This is a genomic window from Streptosporangium sp. NPDC002607 (assembly GCF_053592655.1).
On record NZ_JBSFWD010000090.1, the window covers coordinates 1 to 22020 of the forward strand.

A 22020-nucleotide genomic window follows, 5' to 3' on the forward strand; every position below is an offset into this window, starting at 1 on the left:
CGCTGTGGGTCTGGCCGTCCCGCCCGCCTCTCGCCCGGTGGCCCGGGGGCTGCGGGGGCGCGGCGCCCGCCCCGGGGGCGGCGCTCGGGTCCGCCGGGCGGGGGGGGGGGCCCCCGCCCCGCGGGGGGCGGCCCCCACCACGTCGTGCCCTGACCGTTCGAAAACACCTCAAGGTTGATCATGCATTCACCCTCCGAGTTCCGCCGTGCCCGCCATGGCAGCAGCTGCGATCGTTTCGCCGGCCCTCGCCGTCCCGCCGGCGAAGGGGTGATGCGGTCATGAACGTCGGCATCATCGGCCAGGCGGCCGGCCTGTTCGCCGTCACCAACATCGACGACATCTTGGTCCTGGCGCTGTTCTTCGCCCAGGGCGCCGGACACCGCGGCTCGGCCCTGCGGATCGTGGCCGGTCAGTATCTCGGTTTCGCCGCCATCTTGGTCGTGGCCGTCGCCGCCGGATTCGGGGCGACGTTCCTGCCTGAGGCGGTCATCCCCTACCTGGGCCTGCTCCCGCTCGCCCTCGGTCTCAAGGCCGCCTGGCAGGCCTGGAGGAACCACCGCGACGGGGAGGGCGAGAAGGAGGGAGGGGCCGCCTCCGGCGGGCCGGGCGTGCTGGCGGTCGCCGCGGTCACCTTCGCCAACGGCGGCGACAACATCGGCGTCTACGTGCCGGTCTTCGCCACCGAGGGCATCGGCGGGATGAGCGTGTACGTCGTGGTCTTCCTCCTGCTGATCGCCGTGTGGTGCCTGGCCGGGCGGTTCTTCGCCACCCACCCGGTCATCGCCAAGACCCTCAGCCGCTGGGGCCACATCCTGCTACCCGTGGTCCTGATCGCCATCGGCGCGCTCATCCTCATCGAAGGCGGCGCCTTCGGCCTGTGAGCAGGCGCGTGCGGGCCCTCGGGGATTTCGCGGCGCAACCCCTCGCCGTCAGGTCAAGAAACGAAAGTTTCACGGTTCATTGACAGTTGGAAAGCGCTTTCCTATGGTGTGACTGTCCGCCAACACGGACGTGTTCACACATGTGAGCGGTGCGCACTCGCTGGGGGGAATCCGGAGCGCAGGTCACTCAGGCCTGCCGGACCAGCAAGGAGTTCGGCTGTGAAAAACAGGTTCGACAGGAGGGCCGCCGCGGTCGCCATCGCCGGCGCGGTCGCCGTGTCCGGGTGGGCACTCGGCACCTCCGCGGCCGCGGTCGGTGTGGCTGTGCCGGCGATCCAGGCGTCGGCGGCGGTCGGCGGCGCCACCGGCTACGCGACCGGCAACGGCGGGACCACCGGCGGTGCGGGCGGGCAGACGGTGAGGGCCACCACGGGGACCGCGATCCACGCGGCCCTGTGCGGCCGGGCCGGCAGCAGCACCCCGATCATCATCGAGGTTGAGGGGACCATCAATCACGGCAACACCGGCAAGGTGTCGGGCGCAAGCTGCAACACCGCCGCCGGCGTGATCGAACTCAAGCAGATCAGCAACGTCACGATCATCGGGGTCGGCAACGGTGCCGTCTTCGACCAGCTGGGCATCCACATCCGCGACTCCAGCAACATCATCATCCAGAACGTCACCGTCCGCAACGTCAAGAAGTCGGGCTCGCCCACCTCCAACGGCGGCGATGCCATCGGCATGGAGAGCACCGTCCGCAACGTCTGGGTCGACCACGTCACCCTGGAGGCCTCGGGCGGGGAGTCGGAGGGGTTCGACGGCCTCTTCGACATGAAGGACGACACCCAGTACGTGACCCTGTCCTACAGCACCCTGCGCAACTCCGGCCGCGGCGGGCTCATCGGGTCCAGCGAGAGCGACCGCTCGAACGGCTTCATCACCTTCCACCACAACCTGTACGAGAACATCGACTCCCGCACACCCCTGCTGCGTGGCGGCATAGCCCACATCTACAACAACTCCTACGTGAACCTCCACGAGTCCGGCATCAACTCCCGGGCCGGGGCCCGCGCCAAGGTGGAGAACAACTACTTCAAGGACTCCAAGGACGTCCTGGGCACCTTCTACACCAGCGAGGCCGGCTACTGGCAGGTCGCCGGCAACATCTTCGACAACGTGACCTGGTCGGCCCCCGGCAGCGACAACGCCCCCGCCGGACCCAACCCGCAGTCCAACACCACCGTCAGCGTCCCGTACTCCTACAGCCTCGACGGGGCGAGCTGCGTGCCGGACATCGTCCGCCAGACGGCGGGCGCCAACAAGGGGCTGCGGGTGTCGAACGGCAGCTGCTCGCCACAGACACCGACGCCCACGCCCACGCCCACGCCCACGCCCACGCCCACGGTGACGGTGACGCCGACTCCCAGCCCCACGCCCACGATCACCCCTTCGCCCGGCGGGACCAACCTCAGCATCGGGGCCGGTTCCGACGGCTCCAGCAAGGCCGACGGGACGAGCTACGGCAACGTGCGCGACGGCAACCTGAGCACCTACTGGTCGCCGGCCGGCTCGACCGGTGACATCTCGATCAAGTGGAGTTCCGCCAAGACGGTGTCCAGGGTCGTCATCCGTGAGGAGTCAGGCTCCGCGGGCGGCATCGGGTCCTGGCAGCTCGTCAACGGCACCACCGGCACCGTCCTGAAATCCGGCAGCGGGGCGGGCACCATCACCTTCGCCGTGACCTCACTGAGCAAGATCACCTTCAAGATCACCGGCTCGACCGGCGCGCCGAAGGTCGCCGAGTTCGAGACCTACGCCGGGTAGCGGGCCGGTCCCACCGTCCGCCACCGATCGCCCGGAACGGGGCGGGGTCCGTCCAACTGACGGGCCCCGCCCTTCGGCTTCGGACGGCCTGCGCGCGGCCTCATGCGGGTTGGGTGCCTCGATGCGCGCCAGGAGCTCGGGGCGGAGGCTGGATAGCCGTCCGGGGCGGCGGGCCCAGGGGCCTGGAGCGAAGCCGGGCCATACACTGGATGGCGCGTTGAGCGCGCTACGGCGTCCGAGTCGACCCAGACCGACAGGCATAACGTTCCCGCCCCAAGACGGTCTCGGCTCGCGCCTGGCACGCCCGCCGCGTCCCCTCCTTCTCGTCGGCGATCAGCAAGGGCCTCACCTCGAACTCATGACTTTCAGGCGCCGGTGGCGGATTCCGCGTGACGGCGTGCTCGGCCTGGCGAGGTGGCGGCCGAGCGCGGCACTGTGCGGCCTGGCCGTGGTCGTCGTCGTGGTGAGCACGGCCGATGTGCTCGCCGCCGGCCCGCTGCGGCGCTGGGATCAGCACGTGATGCTGGGCCTCGACGGGCTGCGGGCGACCGGCTGGCCGCACGTGGCCTGGCGGATGATCGTGGTCGGCGGCCAGTTCTGGCTGGTCGGTTCCCTGGTGATGATCACGGCCGTGGTAGCGGCCTGGCGGCGGCGCGATCTGCTGCTGGTGGCGGCTGTTGGCGGGTGGCTCGCTGTGACCAGCGCGCTGGTCTGGTTGTTCAAGCAGGCGCTCGGGCGCACGCCTCCCGGCTCGGGTGGCGATCTGCTGTTCGCGGCCGGGCAGTCGTTTCCCTCCGGGCATGCCGCGCTGGGTGCGGCCTGTCTGCTGGTGAGCGCCACCCTGGTGCAGGGCGACGGCGGGCGGTACCTGGTCGGCGCAGCGCACGTGCTGGCCGTCGGCGTCGCGGCGGCGACGGTGGCGCTGGGCTACCACTGGCCCAGTGACGCGATCGCCGGTTGGGCACTCGGTCTTGGGCTGGGACTACTCGGCCGCGCCATCGTGGCCAGGCTTGAGCAACGACGAAACGGCCCGTGGCGGTAGCGGGTGAAAGAGCGCTGGGCTATCGCCACCGACCGTTCGGATCGCGCACTGACGCTCTCGTGGCAGTTGACATGATCCAGGCCAACCTGATCGTCATCTACACCGAACAGTTCGACGACTGCCGAGACTTCTACGCCGGGCTCGGCCTCACCTTCGCCAGAGAGCAGCACGGCGCCGGCCCCGAGCACTACGCCGCCACTCTCTCCGGCGGAGTCGTCTTCGAGATCTACCCCGCCACCAGCCGCCGCCCCGCCACCGGGAGCCTGCGTCTCGGCCTCACGGTCCCGGGCTCCACCACAGCGCCGCTCGCGCCCGGCAGGCACATCCTCACGGACCCTGACGGCCGCACCATCGACCTGCACGTCACCCAGGAGATCGCCACGAATTAGCGGCGAGGTCCCGTCGGCGGGTCGGCGTTTCCTCCGGTGGGAGTCTCGGGGGCTTTCGCCGAGGAGTACGGCGGTGCGCACTCCGAGGACGGCGGAGATTTGCCGCAACAGAGGTCGTGCTGTTCGCTGCCGAGTAGCGGGCCGCAGAGTTCGTCGTCTGGCGGGCACTGCTGGGCGTGACACCCTCGCGGAGGGGCTGGGGTGTCACGTGTGAGGGGGCTACAGGTCGGACCGGATGCCACACCCCATGACAGCAAGATCAAAAACTTTTCGGGCTCTCCCCGCGCGCAACGGTGCCCCCGCCCGAAGGGGCCGGGTGGGGGCACGACGAGCCACGTTCAGAGCGGGATGTTGCCGTGCGCGCCCCGGGCGGGGGTCGCCTTGGCCAGGACCCTGGCGATGGCGCCCCGGGTCTCCCCGGGCTTGATGACCTCGTCGATCACGCCGAGCTCGATGGCCCGATCGAGACCGCCGGCGAGGACCTCGTGCTCCTCGGCGAGCCTGCTCTCCAGGGCGGCGCGCTCCTCCTCGGGGGCGGCGGCGAGCTCGCGGCGCTTGAGGATGCGGACCGCGGCGACCGCACCCATGACCGCGATCTGAGTCGTCGGCCAGCCGAACACCTTGGTCGCGCCCAGCGAGCGGGAGTTCATGGCGATGTAGGCGCCGCCGTACGCCTTCCTGGTCACCAGGGTGATCCGCGGCACGGAGGCCTCGGCGAAGGCGTGCAGGAGTTTGGCGCCGCGGCGGACCACACCGTCGTGCTCCTGTCCGACGCCCGGCAGGTAGCCGGGGACGTCGACCAGGACGACCAGCGGCACCCCGAAGGCATCGCACATCCGGACGAACCGTGCGGCCTTCTCCGCCGAGGCGGAGTCGAGGCAGCCGCCCAGGCGCATCGGGTTGTTGGCCACCACGCCCACGGTCCGGCCGCCGAGACGGCCCAGGGTGGTGACGATGTTGGGCGCCCACTTGGCGTGCAGCTCCACGCCCGGCTCGTCGAGCAGGCCCGCCACGAGCGGCTTCACATCGTAGGCGCGGCGCACGTTCTCGGGCAGCAGGCCGGAGAAGTCGACCTCCTCGACCTCGGTGCGCACCCGGCCCTGGTGGCCGAGGAGCACCGCGAGGCGGCGGGCCTGCACGTAGGCCTCCGTCTCGGTCTTGGTGACCACGTGGACGACGCCGCTGCGCTTGCTGTGCGGCTCGGGGCCCCCCAGGCCGGCCATGTCGATCTGCTCGCCGGTGACGCTGCGGACCACGTCGGGACCGGTGACGAAGATACGGCCCTCGTCGGCCAGGATCACGATGTCGGTCAGCGCCGGGCCGTACGCGGCGCCGCCGGCGGCGGGGCCCACGACAACGGACAACTGCGGGATCACGCCTGAGGCGCGGGTCATCGCGGCGAAGACGCGGCCGACCGCGTGCAGCGACTCGACGCCCTCGGCGAGGCGGGCGCCGCCGGAGTGCCAGACGCCGATGATCGGGACCCGCTCGCGGACCGCGACGTCGTAGGCGTGCACGATGTGCTCGCACCCCTCGCTGCCCATCGCACCGCCCTGCACACGGGCGTCGCTGACGAACGCGACGACCGGCACGCCCTCCACCCGGCCCGTCGCGGCGAGCATGCCGCTGCGGTCGACCGGCGAGATCAGCCGGAGCGAGCCCTCGTCGAGCAGAGCGGAGAGGCGCACCTGGGGGTCACGGGGATCAAGGGGCTCCTGTTCGGAGGCCTCGCTCACCACCCCGTTGTCGAGCACAGTCATCACGAGCTCCCTGTCAGACGCTGGTGAAGGCCACGGCGACGTCGTGCCCGCCGAACCCGAAGGAGTTGTTGATCGCGGCGATCTGGCCACCGGGCAGAGCACGTGGCTCAGCGCGCACGATGTCCACCTCGACGCCGTCGTCGAGGTCGTCCACGTTGATCGTTCCGGGTGCGCGCCGCTCGTGAAGTGCGAGGACCGTGAAGACGGACTCGATGCCGCCGGCACCGCCGAGCAGGTGACCGGTCATCGACTTGGTGCCGCTGACCAGCGGGTGGTCGCCGATGACCTCCTTGATCGCGACCGTCTCCACCACGTCGCCGGCGGGAGTGGAGGTGGAGTGCGCGTTCACGTGCTTGATGTCGCCGCCCGTGAGGCCGGAGTTCTCCAGGGCGCGGCGCATGGCGAGCATGACCCCGGCACCGGTCGGCTCGGGCTGGGCGATGTGGTGGGCGTCGGCCGAGTACCCGACCCCGGCGGCCACCGCGTAGATCGTGGCGCCACGCGTACGGGCGTGCTCCTCCGACTCCAGCACCAGGATGCCGGCGCCCTCGCCGAGGACGAACCCGTCACGGCCCTTGTCCCAGGGCCGGGAGGCGCGCTGGGGCTCGTCGTTACGGGTCGACATGGCGCGCATGGCGGCGAAGGAGCCGATGTTCAGCGGGTGGATGGCGGCCTCGGTGCCGCCTGCCACGACCACGTCGGCCCGGCCGGAGCGGATCATCTCGATGGCGTACCCGATCGACTCGGCGCCGGTGGCGCAGGCGCTCACGGTGGCATGGACGCCGGCGCGGGCGCCGACCTCGATGCCGATCCAGCCCGCCGCGCCGTTCGGCATCAGCATGGGCACGGTGAACGGTGAGAGCCGTTGCCAGCCCTTCTCCTTGAAGGTGTCGTAGGCGGCGAGGATCGTGGTGATGCCCCCGATACCGCTGCCCACGACGACACCGAGCCGTTCGGGGTCGACCTTGTCGATCGCGGCGTGCGCCCACGCCTCACGGGCCGCGACCAGTGCGAACTGCTCGGCCCGGTCCAGCCGCCGGGCCTCCGGCCGGGGCAGGACCTCGGTCGGGTCCACCGCGGCGAAGGCGGCGAACTTCACCGGGACGGAGTCGACCCAGTCTTCGGTGATGTCGCGTACCCCGGACTGACCGGCGAGGAGCGCCGACCAGGTCGAGGCGACGTCTCCACCGAGAGGCGTCGTCGCGCCGAGCCCGGTGACGACGACACGTACCTGGCCTGTACTCACGTTCTGCGCTCCTTGTGAATCGCTGGTCTTAGGGGTAAGGATCGAGACGTCTCAGTTCTGGATGAAGTTGATGACGTCCTTGACGTTCTTGAGGTGCTTGAGCTGGTCGTCCGGGATCTCCACGCCGAACTCGTCCTGGGCGGCGACGGCGATCTCGACCATGGACAGCGAGTCGATGTCGAGGTCGTCGACGAAGCTCTTCTCCGGAGTGACCTCGGAGGCCGGGATTCCGGTGATCTCGTTGACGATCTTGCCAATGCCGGCGAGGATCTCCTGCTCGGTCAGAGCCATGTCGCGTGTTCTCCTTGAAATGGGTTTTCTTCTGGCTTTCCGTGCGGCGGGGCCGCGCGGAAGTTCTAGGGGATCTCGATGACCTGACCGGCATAGGTCAGGCCCGCGCCGAAGCCCAGCAGCAGGGCGAGCCCGCCGGACTGGACCTCGCCGCGTTCGATCATCCGGGACAGGGCAAGGGGGATCGAGGCGGCCGAGGTGTTGCCCGCCAGGACGATGTCCTTGGCGATGACGGCGTTCTCGGCACCGAGCTTGCGGGCGATCGTCTCGATGATGCGAAGGTTGGCCTGGTGGGGCACGAAGGCCGCGAGGTCGGCGGGATCCACCCCGGCACGCTCGCAGATCTCCCTGGCGACGGGGTGGAGCGCGGTGGTCGCCCAGCGGAACACGGTCTGGCCCTCCTGATGCAGGAAGGAGTCGCGGTCCTTGATGATGATCGCGTCGAACTTGTCACCGGCGCTGCCCCAGACCACGGGACCGATCCCCGGGGTGTCGGAGGGGCCGACGACCGCCGCGCCCGCGCCGTCGGCGAAGATCACCGCGGTGGCGCGGTCGGTCCAGTCGATCCACTGGGAGAGCTTCTCGGTGCCGACGACGAGCACGTTGGTGGCCGAGCCCGCGCGGATCGCGTCGTTGGCGACCGCGAGCGCGTAGCAGAAGCCGGAGCAGGCGGTGTTGACGTCGAACGCGCCGGGAGCGTCGATGCCCAGCCGCGTGGCCACCCGGCCGGCGGCGTTGGGGATCTGGGTCTCCAGCGTGCAGGTGGCGACGATCACCAGGTCGATGTCGGAGACCGACAGGCCGCTCGCGGCGAGCGCCTTGCCGCCCGCCTGCACGGCCAGGTCGATCTCCGACTCGTTGTCCGGGGCGATCCGGCGCTCCTTGATGCCGACCCGGCTCTGGATCCAGGCGTCGTCGGTCGCCATGGTCGCGGACAGGTCGTCGTTGGTGACCACCTGGGCAGGCTGGTAGTGGCCGAAGGCCAGGATCTTCGCGCCCGGAGAACCCTGAGGGGTCTTCATACCTCTGTCACCGCTCCTCATTCGACTGGAGAGCGGCTCGTGCGGCTCCCAGATCGTCGGGGGTCTTCAGGGCGACGGTCGTCACCCCGCGCAGAGCACGCTTGGCCAGGCCGGTGAGCGTGCCGCCGGGGACAAGTTCGATCATGGTGGTGACGCCGCGCTCGGCCATCGTGGCCATGCAGGCGTCCCAGCGCACCGGGTTGGCGACCTGGGTGACCAGACGCTCCAGGAAGTCGGCGCCGCTCGTGACCGCCGCGCCGTCGCTGTTGGACAGCAGGGTGATGGCGGGGTCGGCCGGGGTGAGGCCCGAGGCGGCCTCACGCAGGCTGTCGACGGCGGAGGCCATGTGCGCGGTGTGGAACGCGCCGGCGACCGACAGCGGGATCACCCGGGCGCGGGCGGGCGGCTCCGCCTTGAAGGCCGCCAGCTGCTCCAGCGTGCCGCCGGCGACGATCTGCCCGGCGCCGTTGACGTTGGCGGGAGTGAGCCCATTGGCCGCGATGGCCGCGAGGACCTCCTCCTCGACCCCGCCGAGGACGGCGGACATGCCGGTCTCGGCGATGGCCGCGGCCTTGGCCATGGCCTGGCCGCGCTCGCGGACGAGGCCGAGGGCCTGTTCGGGCGTGAGCACCCCGGCCAGGGTAGCGGCGGTGAACTCGCCCACGCTGTGCCCGGCGACGATGTCGGGAGAGGCCCCCAGGACCTCGGCGATGGCCAGTCCGGCGGCCACGAGCAGGGGCTGCGCGACGGCGGTGTCACGGATCTCGTCCGCGTCGGCGATGGTCCCGTAGGCGATCAGATCGAGTCCGGCCAACTCCGACCAAGCGGTCAGCCGGTCGGCCAGGCCCGGTAGTTCGAGCCATGGACTGAGGAAGCCTGGAGTCTGGGCACCCTGGCCCGGAGCGACGATGACGAGCACGAAATCCAGCCTGCCCTGTAGAGGTTCAATACTCGGATAGAGATCCAGACGAAGTTTGTCCCCACTTTTTTGTAGGGAACCTACAGTGGGGGTTTCGTGGAAGTTAAGTAAAGCCTGCTATGTCACCGGCGTTTCCGATAGGCGTCCGAGGATCAGCCCCACCTGCAGAGTGAAGGCGGATCGCCCCTCCGTCGGCTGGTAGCCGGTCAGCTCGGTGATCTTACGCAGACGGTAGCGCACCGTGTTCGGGTGGACGAACAGCAGCCTGGCCGTCGCCTCCAGGGAGGTGCCCTGTTCCAGGTAGGTCGCCAGGGTGTCGAGCAGTGGCGTGCCGATCAGCGGCTGGTAGACGTTCTCGATCAGCTGCGCCCTGGCGTCGGCGTCACCGTCGAGGGCCCGCTCGGCCAGCAGATCCTCGGCGTGGACCGGCCTGGGCGCGTCCGGCCACCCCGCGGCCGCCCGCAGCCCGGCCATCGCCGCCCGCGCGGATCTGGCGGCCGAGTGCAGGTCCGCGACCTCGGGCCCGATCACGATCGGCCCGTTTCCGAAACGCGGCACCACGTGCCTGGCCGCGGCGGCGACGCTGTCCGCACCGCCCACGATCACGATCAGCCGGTCGCCCTGCACCCCGGCCAGCATGTCCAGACCGGACCTGCGGCCCCGATCGCGCAGTGCGTCTATCACCGCCTGCGGGTCGTCGTCGGGCGTCTGTCCCGCCAGCACCACGACGGGGGTGGAGGTCCAGCCGAGCGCGGCGGCCCAGGAGTGCAGGCCGTCGTCGACCTCCCCCCTGACCAGGGCGTCCACGATCAGCGCCTCCAGCCGCGCGTCCCAGGCGCCGCGCGCCTCGGCCTCCCGCGCGTACACCTGCGCGGCGGCGAACGCGACATCGCGGGTGTAGCGGAGCATCGCCTGCTGGAGCTGGTCATCGCCGCCGGGCGCCGCCAGCTCCTCGGTCTGTGCCTCGACCACCTCGACCACGACCCGCACGATGTCGACCGTCTGCTGCAGCGAGATGGACCGCTTCAGCTCCCTGGGCGCGGTGCCGAAGAACTCGATGCTGGGCGTCGGGCGGCCCTCGCCGGCGTGCTGGAACCACTCCACGAAGGCGGCGATCCCGGCCTGGGCGACCAGCCCGACCCAGGACCTGTCCTCTGCGGAAAGCGCGCGAAACCACATCAGCCGGTCGTCCATCCGGGACATGGCGGCCGTGCTCAGCGTGCCCATGGCCCGTTCCAGCCGGCGCGTGGTGTCCTCCCTGACCCGGTCGGGATCGAGATCCCTCCCATCCAACCCGGTCACGACGTCGCTGTGCCTGACCGCTCGCTCGCTCCGTTCCCTCACGCCACTAAGAGTGCCAGGTCGTCGGAGATGCGCCAGCCATGGTCCCCGACAGCGCACGCCCCTCGATCTTGTACGTCCGGTACGACCGGGTCCCCGTGGTGGACGCGACCGCGCTCAGACGACCGCGACGGCGGTGATCAGCCCGATGGCCAGGTGGGTGACCGACAGCAGCCGGGCGCCCGGCTGGAGCTCCGGCTCCTTGACCAGATCGCGCACCGAGATTCCCGCCACCCTGTCGAACGCGATCATCGCCACGGTCTGTACGGCGATGCCGACCAGGCCGAAGACCAGCGTCGCGAGCAGGCCCTCCTGCAGGGCGCCGCCGGAGGACCAGATGGAGGCCGCGACGATCAGCCCGACGGCGGCCAGCCCAGAGCAGGCCAGCAGCGTGGCGTTGGGGTTGCGCTCCTCCTTGATCAGCCGGCTGAGCTTGCCGGGAATGGCCAAGTCGATCACGTAGAAGCCGATGATCAGCAGGATCACGCCGAGGGCGGCGTAGGAGGCGATCGCGAGCGCGCCGCGCCCGAGGATTTCGGCGAGGGAGAGCGTCTCGCCGCCGGTCGCGGGGGGCAGGAGCGTCACGGCCGGGATGGGGGTGGGACTCATGGCTTGATTCTCTTTCCAGGACTCAGAGCTCGATGCGGTGCGGAACGAATGACGATGTGTCGTCGGTGATGAATCCTGAGGTCTCGCGGATGCCGACACCCGCCGCCTCGTCGTGGACCACCCAGGCGCCGAGCACGGGACGCCAGCCGTCGAAGACGGGCAGTGCCTGGAACTCCTGGTAGACGTGCCCCTCGGCGCCGTAGCCGCCCGAGGTCTCGACGCGCTCGCCGGGGGCGACGATCCGCATGTTCGCGCCCTCGCGGCCGAGCAGCGGCTTGGTGATGTACGAGAACATGTCGCGGGGGCCGTCGAGATAGGCGGGCAGCAGGTTCGGGTGGTCCGGATACAGCTCCCAGAGCACCGCGAGCAGCGCCTTGTTGGACAGCAGCATCTTCCACAGCGGCTCGATCCAGGTCATCGAGACCTGCTGGCGCACCGCCCGTGTGCCGAACGGATCGGCGACCGCCCACTCCCACGGGTACAGCTTGCAGAGCGAGCGGATCACCCGGCGCTCCATGTCGACGAAGCGGAGGTTGAGGTCGTCCCAGCCGATGTCCTCCATGGCCACCGCGACGGTCTTGAGGCCGGCCTGGTCGGCGGTCTCCTGCAGGTAGGCGAGGGTCATCGCCTCCTCGCCCGAGGTGTCCATGTTGGTCCAGGCGAAGTGCGTGGGCCCGGTGGGCAGCCCGGTCGAGATCTGCTGCCACCTGGCGATCAGTCGTTCGTGGATGGAGTTCCACTGGTCGTCGTCGGGGTAGCGGTCACGCAGCCAGAACCACTGCACCACCGAGCTCTCCAGCAGGCTGGTGGGGGTGTCGGCGTTGTACTCCAGCATCTTGGCCGGCCCGGTCCCGTCGTAGCGCAGGTCGAACCGGCCGAACAGGTGCGGGTCGTTCCGCTCCCAGGAGGCGGCGATCTCCGGGGCCACCCAGTCCGGAATCGCGAAGTCGGCGTAGCGGTTCTTCTCGATGACGTGCTCCACGGCGTGCAGGCACATCCGGTGCAGATCCTCGACCTGGTTCTCCAGGTCCAGGATCTCGTCCATGGAGAAGACGTACTGCACGGTCTCGTCCCAGTACGGGCGGGTGAGACCTTCGGGGTGTGCCGAGCGGTGGTAGGCCAGGCCGTGGCCTTCGATGATGCTCTCCCAGTCGGCGCGGGGGAGCGAGGTCTCGCGTCTCATCTGTGCCGGATCAGCTCCCGCTACCCGATCCACTGCGCCCGCCGAAGCCGCCCCGCTGGATCACGGTGCCCTTACCGCTGGTGATTTTGACGTCCGAGGGGCGCACCGTGGTCCCCTGCCGGATGCGCGCACCGCTCCTGACGCCGCCGTAGTACCAGCTGTAGGCGCCCCGTGACCCGCGGTAGCGGGTGTCGTCGCAGAGGTCCTCGTCCACCACCCGGTACGTGCCGTCCGGCTGGCGGCTGTTGAGGTCGACGCACTCGGCGCCCACCTCCTCGTAGTCCCGCTGCGTGGAGCAGGAACTGACCAGAAGCAGCGAGACGACGCTGATCCCGGTGATGGTGACCGCCCTGGAAGCCTTGAACCCCGAAGGCTTGGCGGGTGGTCTGCCGGGAAGATCCTGCGGTGGGGTCTGCGGGTGTTTTGGTGGTTGGGCCATCGAGCTCCAATGAGATGCGTTGGCCTAGGCTATCGATGCTGTTTTGTCGGTTCAACCGCCGCATGGAGCCATGGTGAGGATCACCGTTGCTCACACATGGGAGATCGCGTCCGGTCGGCCCGGCGAAGAAGGGTGATCATTCCCCGTCCGATGTGTAATGTTCTGGCAAAGCACAGGGAACGAGGGGTCCGCGGTGCCGGAGATCAGACCGTTGCGGCCGGGGGATCCGCCGCGACTGGGGGAGTACTCGCTCACGGGCAGGCTGGGGGAGGGCGGTCAGGGGGTCGTCTACCTCGGCGAGTCCGAGGGCGGCGAGCGCGCCGCCATCAAGCTGCTGCATGTGCGCTTCACCGAGGAGGTCCACGCGCGTGCCCGCTTCGCCCGCGAGCTGGCGGCGGCTCGCCGGGTGGCCCCCTTCTGCACCGCCCGGGTGCTCGACGCCGACCTCGACGGTGAGACGCCCTACATCGCGAGCGAGCTGATCGAGGGCCCGTCGCTGCGCCGGGTCGTCGAGCGCGACGGACCGCTGTCCGGTGAGGCGCTGGAGCGCCTGGCCATCGGCACCGCCACCGCGCTGACCGCGATCCACCACGCGGGCATCGCGCACCGGGATTTCAAGCCCGACAACGTCATGCTCGCCATGGACGGCCCCCGGGTGGTCGACTTCGGCATCGCGAAGATCATTGACGAGAGCGGGACGATCACCACCCGCGCGGTCGGCACCCCCGCCTACATGGCGCCCGAGCAGATCGCCGGAGAGCGGGTGGGGTTCCCCGCCGACGTGTTCGCCTGGGGCTCGACCATCGTCTTCACCGCCACCGGAAAGGCCCCTTTCGGGAGCGACACGATCGTGGCGACGCTCAACCGTGTCATCAACCACGAGGCCGACCTGAGCGCCCTGCCCGACGGGCTGCGTGAGCTCGTCGCCGCCTGCCTGAACAAGGACCAGAAGCTCAGGCCCACCTCGGACGTGCTGTTGAAACGCCTGCTCGGCCACCCGGTGGACGAGGCGGAGGCATCCGAGGAGGTGCTGGCCGAGGGCGTGCAGGCCGCCACAGTGGATCTGACGCGGCCGCAGGAGCCGGTCAGGCGCACCCGGAGACGGGTCGCGATCGCCGGCGGGATCGCCGTCCTCGGCGGGGTCGGCGCTTTCCTGGCCGTCCAGTTCGGTTTCCCGCCCGGCGGGCGGGCCGAGCCCACCCGTCCGCCGTCATCGACTCCCTCGGTCGCGGCCGAGGTCACGAAGGTCTCCACGGGCTCACCACTGCTCGATCGGATCAAGGCCACCGGCAAACTCCGGGTGGGCTACCGCGGCGGCCTGCCGGGGATCTCACTCTCAGCGGGCGACGACCCGCCGCGCGGGTTCGAGGCCGACGTGGCCGCCTACCTGGCGAAGGCCCTGGCGGTGCCCGAAGGCGGCCTCAGATTCGTGCCCGTGGGCTACTCGGACAGGGAGGAGTGGGTCGAGAAGGGCAAGGTCGACCTGGTGATCTCCAACCTCTCGATCGACGACGCCGACCGCAGCCGGGTCGCCTTCGCCGGGCCGTACTACGTCGCCCACCGCGACGTGCTCGTCCTTGCCGATGCGAAGATCGAAAAGCTGAAGGACCTGCGAGGCAAGAGGATCTGCCTGTCACCCGGGCAGACCACGGGCACGATCATCCGTGGCAGAGGTGTTGGCTTCGTCCCCACAAAAGGTGATTCCGCCCAGTGCGCGTCCCAGGTGGGCGACGGCAGCGCCGACGCCATGGTCGGCGACGACCTGCTGATCGCCGGCTTCGGTGCCCGCCTGCGCGGCGTCAAGGTCAAGATCGTCGGAGTCAGGCTCACCTCGGAACGGTACGGTGTGGCACTTCGAACCGGCGATCCGGTGGCCTGTCGGAAGATCAACGAAGTGATCACGTCCATGTACGCGGACGGAACCCTGGCACACCTGCTCGAAAGCCACCTGGGCAGGGTCGACTTCCGCTTCGAGACCGCGCTGCCCCGCCTGGAGACCTGCTAACCCCTCTCCCACGAGTGGTCAGGTGACTCCTGGCAACGCGGGGAGGCGTCGCCAGGATGACCTCGGTGGGCAGAGGGTCCAGGGGAAGGTCACGTCAGGGGTTCGAGCAGGTGATCCCCTTCGCGGGAACCTTCCCGTCGATCAGGTAGGCGTCGGTCACCTTCGCGATGCAGGCGTCACCGGACAGGTAGGCGCCGTGTCCCTCGCCCTTGTAGGTCACCAGCACGCCGGTCCTGAGTTCCGAGGTCAGTTTCGGAGCCCACTCGTACGGGGTGGCGGGGTCGCCGGTGCCGCCGATCACCACGATCGGGGCCGAGCCCGTGGCGTTGACCCGCCTGGCCTCGTCGCTGCCGGGAACCGGCCACATCGAGCAGGTCAGGCCCATCCCGCTGCCGCCGAACAGCGGGGAGACCCTCATCGTCTCGGTCTCGACCGTGGCCAGTTCCCCGGGAGTGGGTCGTTCCGCGGTGTCGACGCAACTGATCGCCGGGAAGCTGCTCATGAGCGTCGTGTAGCTGCCGTCGGGCAGGCGACCGTTGTAGCTGTCGGCCAGCGCCAGCATGATCCGTCCGTCCCCCTTGATCGCCTGGCCCAGCGCCTGGTCGAGCAGCGGCCAGGTCATCTCCGAGTACAGCGCGGCGGCGATGCCGGTGCCCGCCAGTCCCTGCGTCAGGGTACGGTCGCCGACCTCGAGCGGGGTGTCCTTCAGGTCGTCCATGAGTTTCACGACGTTCTTGTTGGCGAGGGTCACGTCGGTGCCGATCTCACACTGACGGGGTTCCTTCACGCAGTCCTTGAGAAAGGCGTTGTAGGCGTGCTGGAAGCCCTTCGTCTGGACCATCGTGCGATCGGCCAGGGACACGCTCGGGTCCAGCGGGGCGTCCAGCACGAACCGGCCCACGTTCTTCGGGAACCTGGTCGCGTAGACCGCGCCGAGCTGTGTCCCGTACGAGATGCCGAAGTAGTTCAGTTTCTCCTCGCCCAGGGCCTCGCGGAGGCGGTCCATGTCCGCGGCGGCGTTCACCGTGCCGACATAGGGCAGCAGCTTGCCCGAGGTCTGCCCGCAGGCCGTCACGAACTCCTTGGTGGTCTGCCGGATCTCGGCGCGATCGGCGTCGTTGGTGGGCAGGGTGTTCATCGAGGTGTACTTGTCCATCATCGCGTTGCCGCCGCACCGGACGCCCGAACTGCGGCCGACTCCGCGGGGGTCGAAGCTGACCAGGTCGTAGTGGCGGTTCAGATTGGTGAAGGCCTTGGCGGCCTGGGCGAGGGTGTCGACGCCCGAGGCGCCGGGACCGCCGAAGTTGAAGACCAGCGAGCCGATCCGCTTACCGGGACCCGAGGCCCTGACGCGGATGACGGCCATGTCGATGGAGTCGCCGCCGGGTTTGGCGTAGTCGAGCGGGACCCTGAGCTTCCCGCACTGCTGCGCGCGTTCGGACTGCGCGGGAGGCTGGCCGCCGGGTCGCTTGATGTCGGTGCACGGGCCCCAGGCGATCGTTCCCGAGGGCGCGGCCGTCGACGTGGTGGCGGTCGGCGCGGAGATGCCCGCGGCGACACTGTTTCCGTCGCCACCGCCGCTGCCGCAGGCGGCGAGCGCGGTTGACAGGGCCGCGACCGTCGCGGCCGCCCTAAGGATTCTTGCCATGAAAAAGCTCCCCCTGAAATCGTTCGCCGGGGGAAGCGATTCCACCCTAACCGGGCGGGCCCCCATGGAAAAGGAGAACCCGCCCGGAAAGGATCACACGCCCATGGACTGGGTGTCGTTGCTCTCGGCGCCCCCGGCCTCGGTCACGCCGTTCTTCAAGTGGTACATGGAGATGGCGTCGCCCAGCACCTCGGGGTCGAGCTCACCGCGCTCGACCAGTTGGGTGAGCACGGCCAGGGTGATCGAGGCCGCGTCGACGTGGAAGTGGCGGCGCAGCGCCGACCGGGTGTCCGACAGGCCGAAGCCGTCGGTGCCGAGCGAGCTCCAGTCACCGGGAACCCACTGGGCGATCTGGTCCTGGACCGCCCGCATGTAGTCGCTCACGCCCACGAACGGCCCCTGGGCCTTCGACAGCGCCTGCGTGACGTACGGCACGCGCTTGTCCGCCTCGGGGTTGAGCAGGTTGTGCTCCTCGGCGGCGAGCGCGTCGCGGCGCAGCTCCGTCCAGGAGGTGGCCGACCAGACCTCGGCCGCCACACCCCAGTCCTCGGCCAGCATCCGCTGGGCCTCCACGGCCCACGGCCCGGCCACACCGGACGCCAGGATGTTGGCCCTCGGGCCCGAGACGGCCGGAGCCGGGGCGAACCTGTACAGACCCTTGAGCAGGCCCGCCACGTCCAGGTCCGCGGGCTCGGCGGGCTGGAGGTAGGGCTCGTTGTAGACGGTCAGGTAGTAGAAGACGTTCTCCGGCTGCTCGCCGTACATCCTCCGCAGGCCGTCCTTGACGATGTGGGCCACCTCGAACCCCCACGACGGGTCGTACGAGACCGCCGCCGGGTTCGTCGAGGCGATCAGCGGGGTGTGGCCGTCCTCGTGCTGCAGGCCCTCGCCGTTCAGCGTGGTGCGGCCGGCGGTGGCGCCGAGCAGGAAGCCGCGGCCCATCTGGTCGGCGAGCTGCCACATCTGGTCGGCGGTGCGCTGCCAGCCGAACATCGAGTAGAAGATGTAGATCGGGATCATGTGCTCGCCGTGCGTGGCGTACGACGAGCCGACCGCGATCGTGGAGGCCATCGAGCCCGACTCGCTGATGCCCTCGTGCAGGATCTGGCCCTCGGTCGACTCCTTGTACGACAGCAGCAGCTCGCGGTCGACCGCCTCGTAGGTCTGGCCGTGCGGCGAGTAGATCTTCGCCGTCGGGAAGATCGCGTCGAGACCGAAGGTACGCGCCTCGTCAGGGATGATCGGCACGAACCGGTGGCCGATCTCCTTGTCACGCATGAGGTCCTTGAGCAGGCGGACGAACGCCATGGTGGTGGCGACGTTCTGCTTTCCGGAGCCCTTCTTCAGCTGCGCGTAGGCGGCGTCGCCGGGAAGTTTGACCGGCTTGGCGCGCATCACGCGCTTGGGCAGGAAACCGCCCAGAGCCGCGCGCCGCTCCTTCATGTACTGGATCTCGGGGTCGTTCTCGCCCGGGTGGAAGTACGGGGGAAGGTCGGCCTCGAGGGCGGAGTCGGGGATCGGCAGGTAGAGCCGGTCGCGGAACTCCTTCAGGTCGGCCTTGGACAGCTTCTTCATCTGGTGCGTCGCGTTGCGCGCCTCGAAGTCCTTGCCGAGGGTCCAGCCCTTGATGGTCTGGGCGAGGATGACGGTCGGCTGGCCGACGTGCTCGCGAGCCGACTTGTAGGCCGCGTACACCTTGCGGTAGTCGTGGCCGCCGCGCGACAGCTTGCGGATGTCCTCGTCCGACAGGTGCTCGACCATCTTGCGCAGGCGCGGGTCGTCGCCGAAGAAGTTCTCGCGGATGTACTCGCCGGACTCGACGGAGTAGGTCTGGAACTGGCCGTCGGGGACGGTGTTCATCTTGTTGACCAGCACGCCGTCGACGTCGGCCGCCAGCAGCGGGTCCCAGTCACGGCCCCAGACGACCTTGATGACGTTCCAGCCGGCGCCGCGGAAGTAGGACTCCAGCTCCTGGATGATCTTTCCGTTGCCGCGTACCGGGCCGTCGAGACGCTGCAGGTTGCAGTTGATGACGAAGGTGAGGTTGTCGAGCTCCTCGCGGGCCGCCAGGCCGATCGCGCCGAGCGACTCGGGCTCGTCCATCTCGCCGTCACCGAGGTAGCACCAGACGTGGCTCCGGCTGGTGTCCTTGACCTTCCGGTTCAGCAGGTAGCGGTTGAACCGGGCCTGGTAGATCGCCCCGATCGGGCCGAGACCCATGGAGACCGTGGGGAACTCCCAGAAGTCGGGCATCAGGCGGGGGTGCGGATAGGAGGGCAGGCCCTTGAAGCCGTGCGAGAGCTCCTGGCGGAAGGCGTCGAGCTGGGCCTCGTTGAGGCGGCCCTCAAGGAAGGCGCGGGCGTAGATGCCAGGTGCGGCGTGGCCCTGGAAGAAGACCTGGTCTCCGGACTCGCCGTGGTCCTTGCCGCGGAAGAAATGGTTGAAACCCACCTCGTAGAGCGACGCGGCCGAGGCGTAGGTGGCGATGTGCCCGCCGACGTTGGTGCGGGCATTGGCCCGGGTCACCATGACCGCCGCGTTCCAGCGCGTGTAGGCGCGGATCCGGCGCTCGACGTACTCGTCGCCCGGGAACCAGGGCTCACGTTCCGGCGGGATGGTGTTGATGTAGTCGGTGCTACGCAGGCCGGGCACGCCGACCTGATGCTCGCGGGCCCGTTCCAACAGCCGAAGCATCAGGTAACGAGCACGAGTGCGACCTTCCGTCTTGATGACGTTGTCGAGCGACTCGAGCCACTCCTGGGTCTCACTGGGGTCGACATCAGGAAGCTGGCTGGGTAGGCCGTCGCTGATGATCGAGAAACGCTGGCGTCCGGAAGCCACTGGGTCTCGCCTTCCGAGGATGGACTTTTGTCTGGTGTAGGTCGTCTTCCATCCTGGTCGCTTACCCCGGAAAGTGCATCTCTACTTACCGGTAACCAGGAGATCCCTGCTGGCAGGGGTACATAAGTGGCCTAGACCACCGATGGTAGGACGAATTGCCGTCAAAGGTTACATCGAGGTTCCCTCTTTTTTACAGGTCCCCTCCCTGTGAATCCGGGTCCCGCCGGCTGGCCGGGTCCGGAACCCTCACGCGAGGAGGGCTCCCAGGGCTGGGAGGAGCGACTGAAACCTTGCATATATGTAACGAGTGGCCCTCCCTCTTAGTGCCCTCCGCGCCCCTTTCGTACGCCCATGGAGAGCTGGAGCGTCCCGTATAAGGTGATCTACCCAGTGCGGGCGCGTGACGGATGGGGCGCCTGATGCGCTCCGCGCCGGGTGCGGTCGTCAGCGCAGCTCACGATGGATCGTAGGATCGGTATGTGAGATCTCAGACGATCGAGGTGGTAACGGGTTCCCGGGAACGGGTGCACGACATCACCTCCGAGTGCGAGAGCTTCGTCCGGTCATGTGGGGGCGACGGTCTGTTGAACGTCTTCGTGCCCCACGCGACCGCCGGGGTCGCGCTGCTGGAGCTGGGCTCAGGCAGTGACGACGATCTGCTCGTGGCGCTGGAGGCTCTGCTTCCCGCCGATGACAGATGGAGGCATGCGCACGGCTCAAGAGGGCATGGACGGTCGCATGTCATGCCCGCCCTCATTCCGCCGTACGCCACCGTCCCGGTCCTGTCGGGGCGGCTCGCACTGGGAACCTGGCAGTCCATCGCCGTGGTGGATCTCAACGTCGACAATCTGGAACGCCAGGTCCGTTTGTCATTTTTGTCGGACTAATTCATACGTAGCCCAGTCGTTGCCGTGGCGACCGTTGACGACTAAGGGTCACAGCGTGTGGACTGTGCCGAAGCACTTTGAGCACCGTGTGATTGCGGGGCCATCCAAGCAGGAGGGACAAACGTGAGCGCGACCGCGGGTCAGGCCCAGGGCGAACGCGGCCTGGCCGAACGACTCGGCCTCAAGCAGGGTCAGGTGGTGCAGGAGGTCGGATGGGACGAGGACGCTGACGACGATCTGCGCGACTCCGTCGAGGAGCTGACCGGTAACGAGCTGGTCGATGAAGACTTCGAGGATGTCGTCGACGTCGTGCTGCTCTGGTGGCGTGACGGTGACGGTGATCTGTTCGACGCCCTGAGCAGCGTGGTGACCAACCTCACCGATGGTGGCCAGATCTGGCTGCTCACTCCCAAAGCCGGCCGGGACGGGCACGTGGAGCCGAGCGACATCGGGGAAGACGCCACCACTGCGGGTCTCTCGCAGACCAGCAGCATCAGTGCGGCCCCCGACTGGTCGGGGACGCGTCTGGCGACGCCCAAGGCGCGCCGCTAAGGGTCCGCCCTGCCGTACGGCTCGCGCGAGCCGTACGGCAGGATGATGACGCATGCCTCATGCGACGAAAGGAACCCCGGCCATGGCGATCGAGGTGGGTACCCAGGCTCCGGGCTTCGAGCTGAGCGACCAGCACGGCACCCCGGTCAAGCTTTCCGACCACCGGGGCAAAAAGATCGTGCTGATCTTCTATCCTCTCGCGTTCACCGGCGTCTGCGGCGGCGAACTCGACGCCATCCGCGACGAGTTCATGGCCGACATGCCCGAAGACGTTGAAGTTCTCACCATCTCGATTGACTCCATCTTCGCTCACCGCGCGTGGGCGGATCAGAAGGGCTACACCTTCCCGCTGCTCTCCGACTTCTGGCCGCACGGACAGGTCGCGCGGGCGTACGGTGTGTTCGATGAGGAGAAGGGCTTCGCGGAGCGCGGAACCTTCATCATCGACGGCGAGGGCGTGGTCCGCTGGCGTGTCGTGAATCCGATTTCACAGGCCCGCGACATCGCCGAGTACCGCAAGGTGCTCGCCGAACTTCCCTAAGCGGTGATCCGGCGACCGCCCGTTCACGTGGCGCCCGCCGGTCCGACCTCTCGGAGGCGATCATGCCCTGCTTCTCCTGCGGGGCCAGGCAGACCGACCCGATCCGTGGTGCCAGCCCGTGGACGCGCGGGGTGCGCGACGAGACGCAGGTGCTGATCTGCCCGGACTGCCGGCGCACCCATGAAGTCGAGCTCGACACGTGCTCCTCATGCGGCTCCGTCGCGCTCATCTGCCGGCTCGGCGAGGTGGAGTGCCGGTCCTGCGGCTCGGTGCGGCTCGCCCGCGCCGACGGCCGACCGGCCGTCGCCTGTGCCCCGGGCCTGGCCGACGAGGTGGAGGCCGCCCTGGCCAGGGTGCTGCGCCGGGTCCCCTGAGGGGCCGTTTTCGCCTGGAGACGGGGCCCCAGGCCGATCACGTCCGCGTACGTGGTGTGCGAGTGTTCGGGATCGGGCCGGCCGATCATCGCTGGGGTGAAAAGCGCGGCCAGGGCGGGTGGGGGCTCCAGAGCGGGGAGTGGGAGTTTTTGTGATCTGGGTGGTTCGGCATGCCGGCTTTCCTCCACCAACCCACAACTTAAACCTCCCCAACACACCCACCGCC

At 69.1% G+C, this 22020-nt stretch carries 20 protein-coding genes; 9 read left to right on the top strand and 11 right to left on the bottom strand.

Features of this window, described 5'->3' with window-relative positions:
* Positions 1-278: 278 nt before the first annotated feature.
* The 4 genes from ACWD3H_RS45280 (at position 279) to ACWD3H_RS45295 (ending at position 4136) form a co-directional block, all read left to right on the top strand.
* Complete coding sequence (locus ACWD3H_RS45280) at positions 279-881, top strand: cadmium resistance transporter (protein ID WP_355560040.1); 603 nt, start codon at positions 279-281, stop codon at positions 879-881.
* 219 nt (positions 882-1100) lie between these two features.
* Positions 1101-2705 (top strand): pectate lyase family protein, encoded by a 1605-nt coding sequence (locus tag ACWD3H_RS45285; RefSeq protein ID WP_451959445.1) that lies wholly within the window; start codon positions 1101-1103, stop codon positions 2703-2705.
* A gap of 358 nt (positions 2706-3063) precedes the next feature.
* Positions 3064-3747, top strand: a complete 684-nt coding sequence (locus ACWD3H_RS45290; protein ID WP_451959446.1) for a phosphatase PAP2 family protein — start codon at positions 3064-3066, stop codon at positions 3745-3747.
* A gap of 59 nt (positions 3748-3806) precedes the next feature.
* Positions 3807-4136 (top strand): glyoxalase/bleomycin resistance/dioxygenase family protein, encoded by a 330-nt coding sequence (locus ACWD3H_RS45295; RefSeq protein ID WP_451959447.1) that lies wholly within the window; start codon positions 3807-3809, stop codon positions 4134-4136.
* Positions 4137-4474: 338 nt separating this feature from the next.
* Here the strand turns inward: ACWD3H_RS45295 and ACWD3H_RS45300 are convergent, their stop codons facing one another.
* The 9 genes from ACWD3H_RS45300 to ACWD3H_RS45340 all read right to left on the bottom strand — a co-directional run bounded on the left by ACWD3H_RS45300 (position 4475) and on the right by ACWD3H_RS45340 (position 12946).
* Positions 4475-5896: an acyl-CoA carboxylase subunit beta gene (locus ACWD3H_RS45300; protein ID WP_350925767.1), complete on the bottom strand. Its 1422-nt coding sequence runs from the start codon at positions 5894-5896 to the stop codon at positions 4475-4477.
* Between the two features lie 13 nt (positions 5897-5909).
* Positions 5910-7142 (bottom strand): beta-ketoacyl-ACP synthase II, encoded by a 1233-nt coding sequence (gene fabF, locus ACWD3H_RS45305; protein WP_451959448.1) that lies wholly within the window; start codon positions 7140-7142, stop codon positions 5910-5912.
* 51 nt (positions 7143-7193) lie between these two features.
* Positions 7194-7433, bottom strand: a complete 240-nt coding sequence (locus ACWD3H_RS45310) for an acyl carrier protein (RefSeq protein ID WP_030920149.1) — start codon at positions 7431-7433, stop codon at positions 7194-7196.
* A 65-nt stretch (positions 7434-7498) separates the two neighbouring features.
* The gene (locus tag ACWD3H_RS45315; protein WP_451959449.1) at positions 7499-8455 is read right to left on the bottom strand and encodes a beta-ketoacyl-ACP synthase III; all 957 of its coding nucleotides are present in this window, start codon (positions 8453-8455) and stop codon (positions 7499-7501) included.
* Positions 8456-8462: 7 nt separating this feature from the next.
* On the bottom strand, positions 8463-9374 hold the full coding sequence (locus ACWD3H_RS45320) for an ACP S-malonyltransferase (protein ID WP_451959450.1): 912 nt from the start codon (positions 9372-9374) through the stop codon (positions 8463-8465).
* Between the two features lie 117 nt (positions 9375-9491).
* On the bottom strand, positions 9492-10601 hold the full coding sequence (locus tag ACWD3H_RS45325) for a PucR family transcriptional regulator (RefSeq protein WP_051753216.1): 1110 nt from the start codon (positions 10599-10601) through the stop codon (positions 9492-9494).
* Between the two features lie 231 nt (positions 10602-10832).
* Complete coding sequence (locus ACWD3H_RS45330; protein WP_451959451.1) at positions 10833-11324, bottom strand: DUF350 domain-containing protein; 492 nt, start codon at positions 11322-11324, stop codon at positions 10833-10835.
* Positions 11325-11346: 22 nt separating this feature from the next.
* Entirely contained in the window at positions 11347-12507 is a 1161-nt protein-coding gene (locus ACWD3H_RS45335) for a glutathionylspermidine synthase family protein (protein ID WP_451959452.1), read from the bottom strand.
* Between the two features lie 10 nt (positions 12508-12517).
* On the bottom strand, positions 12518-12946 hold the full coding sequence (locus tag ACWD3H_RS45340) for a hypothetical protein (RefSeq protein WP_451959453.1): 429 nt from the start codon (positions 12944-12946) through the stop codon (positions 12518-12520).
* A gap of 193 nt (positions 12947-13139) precedes the next feature.
* On the opposite strand from ACWD3H_RS45340, the gene ACWD3H_RS45345 reads away from it, so the two are divergent.
* Positions 13140-14951 carry a protein kinase domain-containing protein gene (locus tag ACWD3H_RS45345; RefSeq protein ID WP_451959454.1) on the top strand — a complete coding sequence of 604 codons (1812 nt, stop codon included), beginning with the start codon at positions 13140-13142 and terminating at the stop codon, positions 14949-14951.
* A gap of 94 nt (positions 14952-15045) precedes the next feature.
* Here the strand turns inward: ACWD3H_RS45345 and ACWD3H_RS45350 are convergent, their stop codons facing one another.
* Positions 15046-16599 carry an alpha/beta hydrolase gene (locus ACWD3H_RS45350; RefSeq protein WP_451959455.1) on the bottom strand — a complete coding sequence of 518 codons (1554 nt, stop codon included), beginning with the start codon at positions 16597-16599 and terminating at the stop codon, positions 15046-15048.
* Between the two features lie 93 nt (positions 16600-16692).
* A complete protein-coding gene (gene aceE / locus ACWD3H_RS45355; protein WP_451959456.1) occupies positions 16693-19440 on the bottom strand; it encodes a pyruvate dehydrogenase (acetyl-transferring), homodimeric type in 2748 nt (915 codons plus the stop codon).
* A gap of 479 nt (positions 19441-19919) precedes the next feature.
* Between aceE and ACWD3H_RS45360 the strand changes: the two genes are divergently transcribed.
* The 4 genes from ACWD3H_RS45360 (at position 19920) to ACWD3H_RS45375 (ending at position 21794) form a co-directional block, all read left to right on the top strand.
* Positions 19920-20327 (top strand): secondary thiamine-phosphate synthase enzyme YjbQ, encoded by a 408-nt coding sequence (locus tag ACWD3H_RS45360; protein ID WP_030920120.1) that lies wholly within the window; start codon positions 19920-19922, stop codon positions 20325-20327.
* Between the two features lie 123 nt (positions 20328-20450).
* Positions 20451-20879 carry a DUF3052 domain-containing protein gene (locus ACWD3H_RS45365; protein ID WP_030920118.1) on the top strand — a complete coding sequence of 143 codons (429 nt, stop codon included), beginning with the start codon at positions 20451-20453 and terminating at the stop codon, positions 20877-20879.
* A gap of 82 nt (positions 20880-20961) precedes the next feature.
* Entirely contained in the window at positions 20962-21420 is a 459-nt protein-coding gene (locus ACWD3H_RS45370; protein ID WP_355570047.1) for a peroxiredoxin, read from the top strand.
* A 62-nt stretch (positions 21421-21482) separates the two neighbouring features.
* Complete coding sequence (locus tag ACWD3H_RS45375) at positions 21483-21794, top strand: hypothetical protein (RefSeq protein WP_030920115.1); 312 nt, start codon at positions 21483-21485, stop codon at positions 21792-21794.
* The last annotated feature ends 226 nt before the right edge of the window (positions 21795-22020 follow it).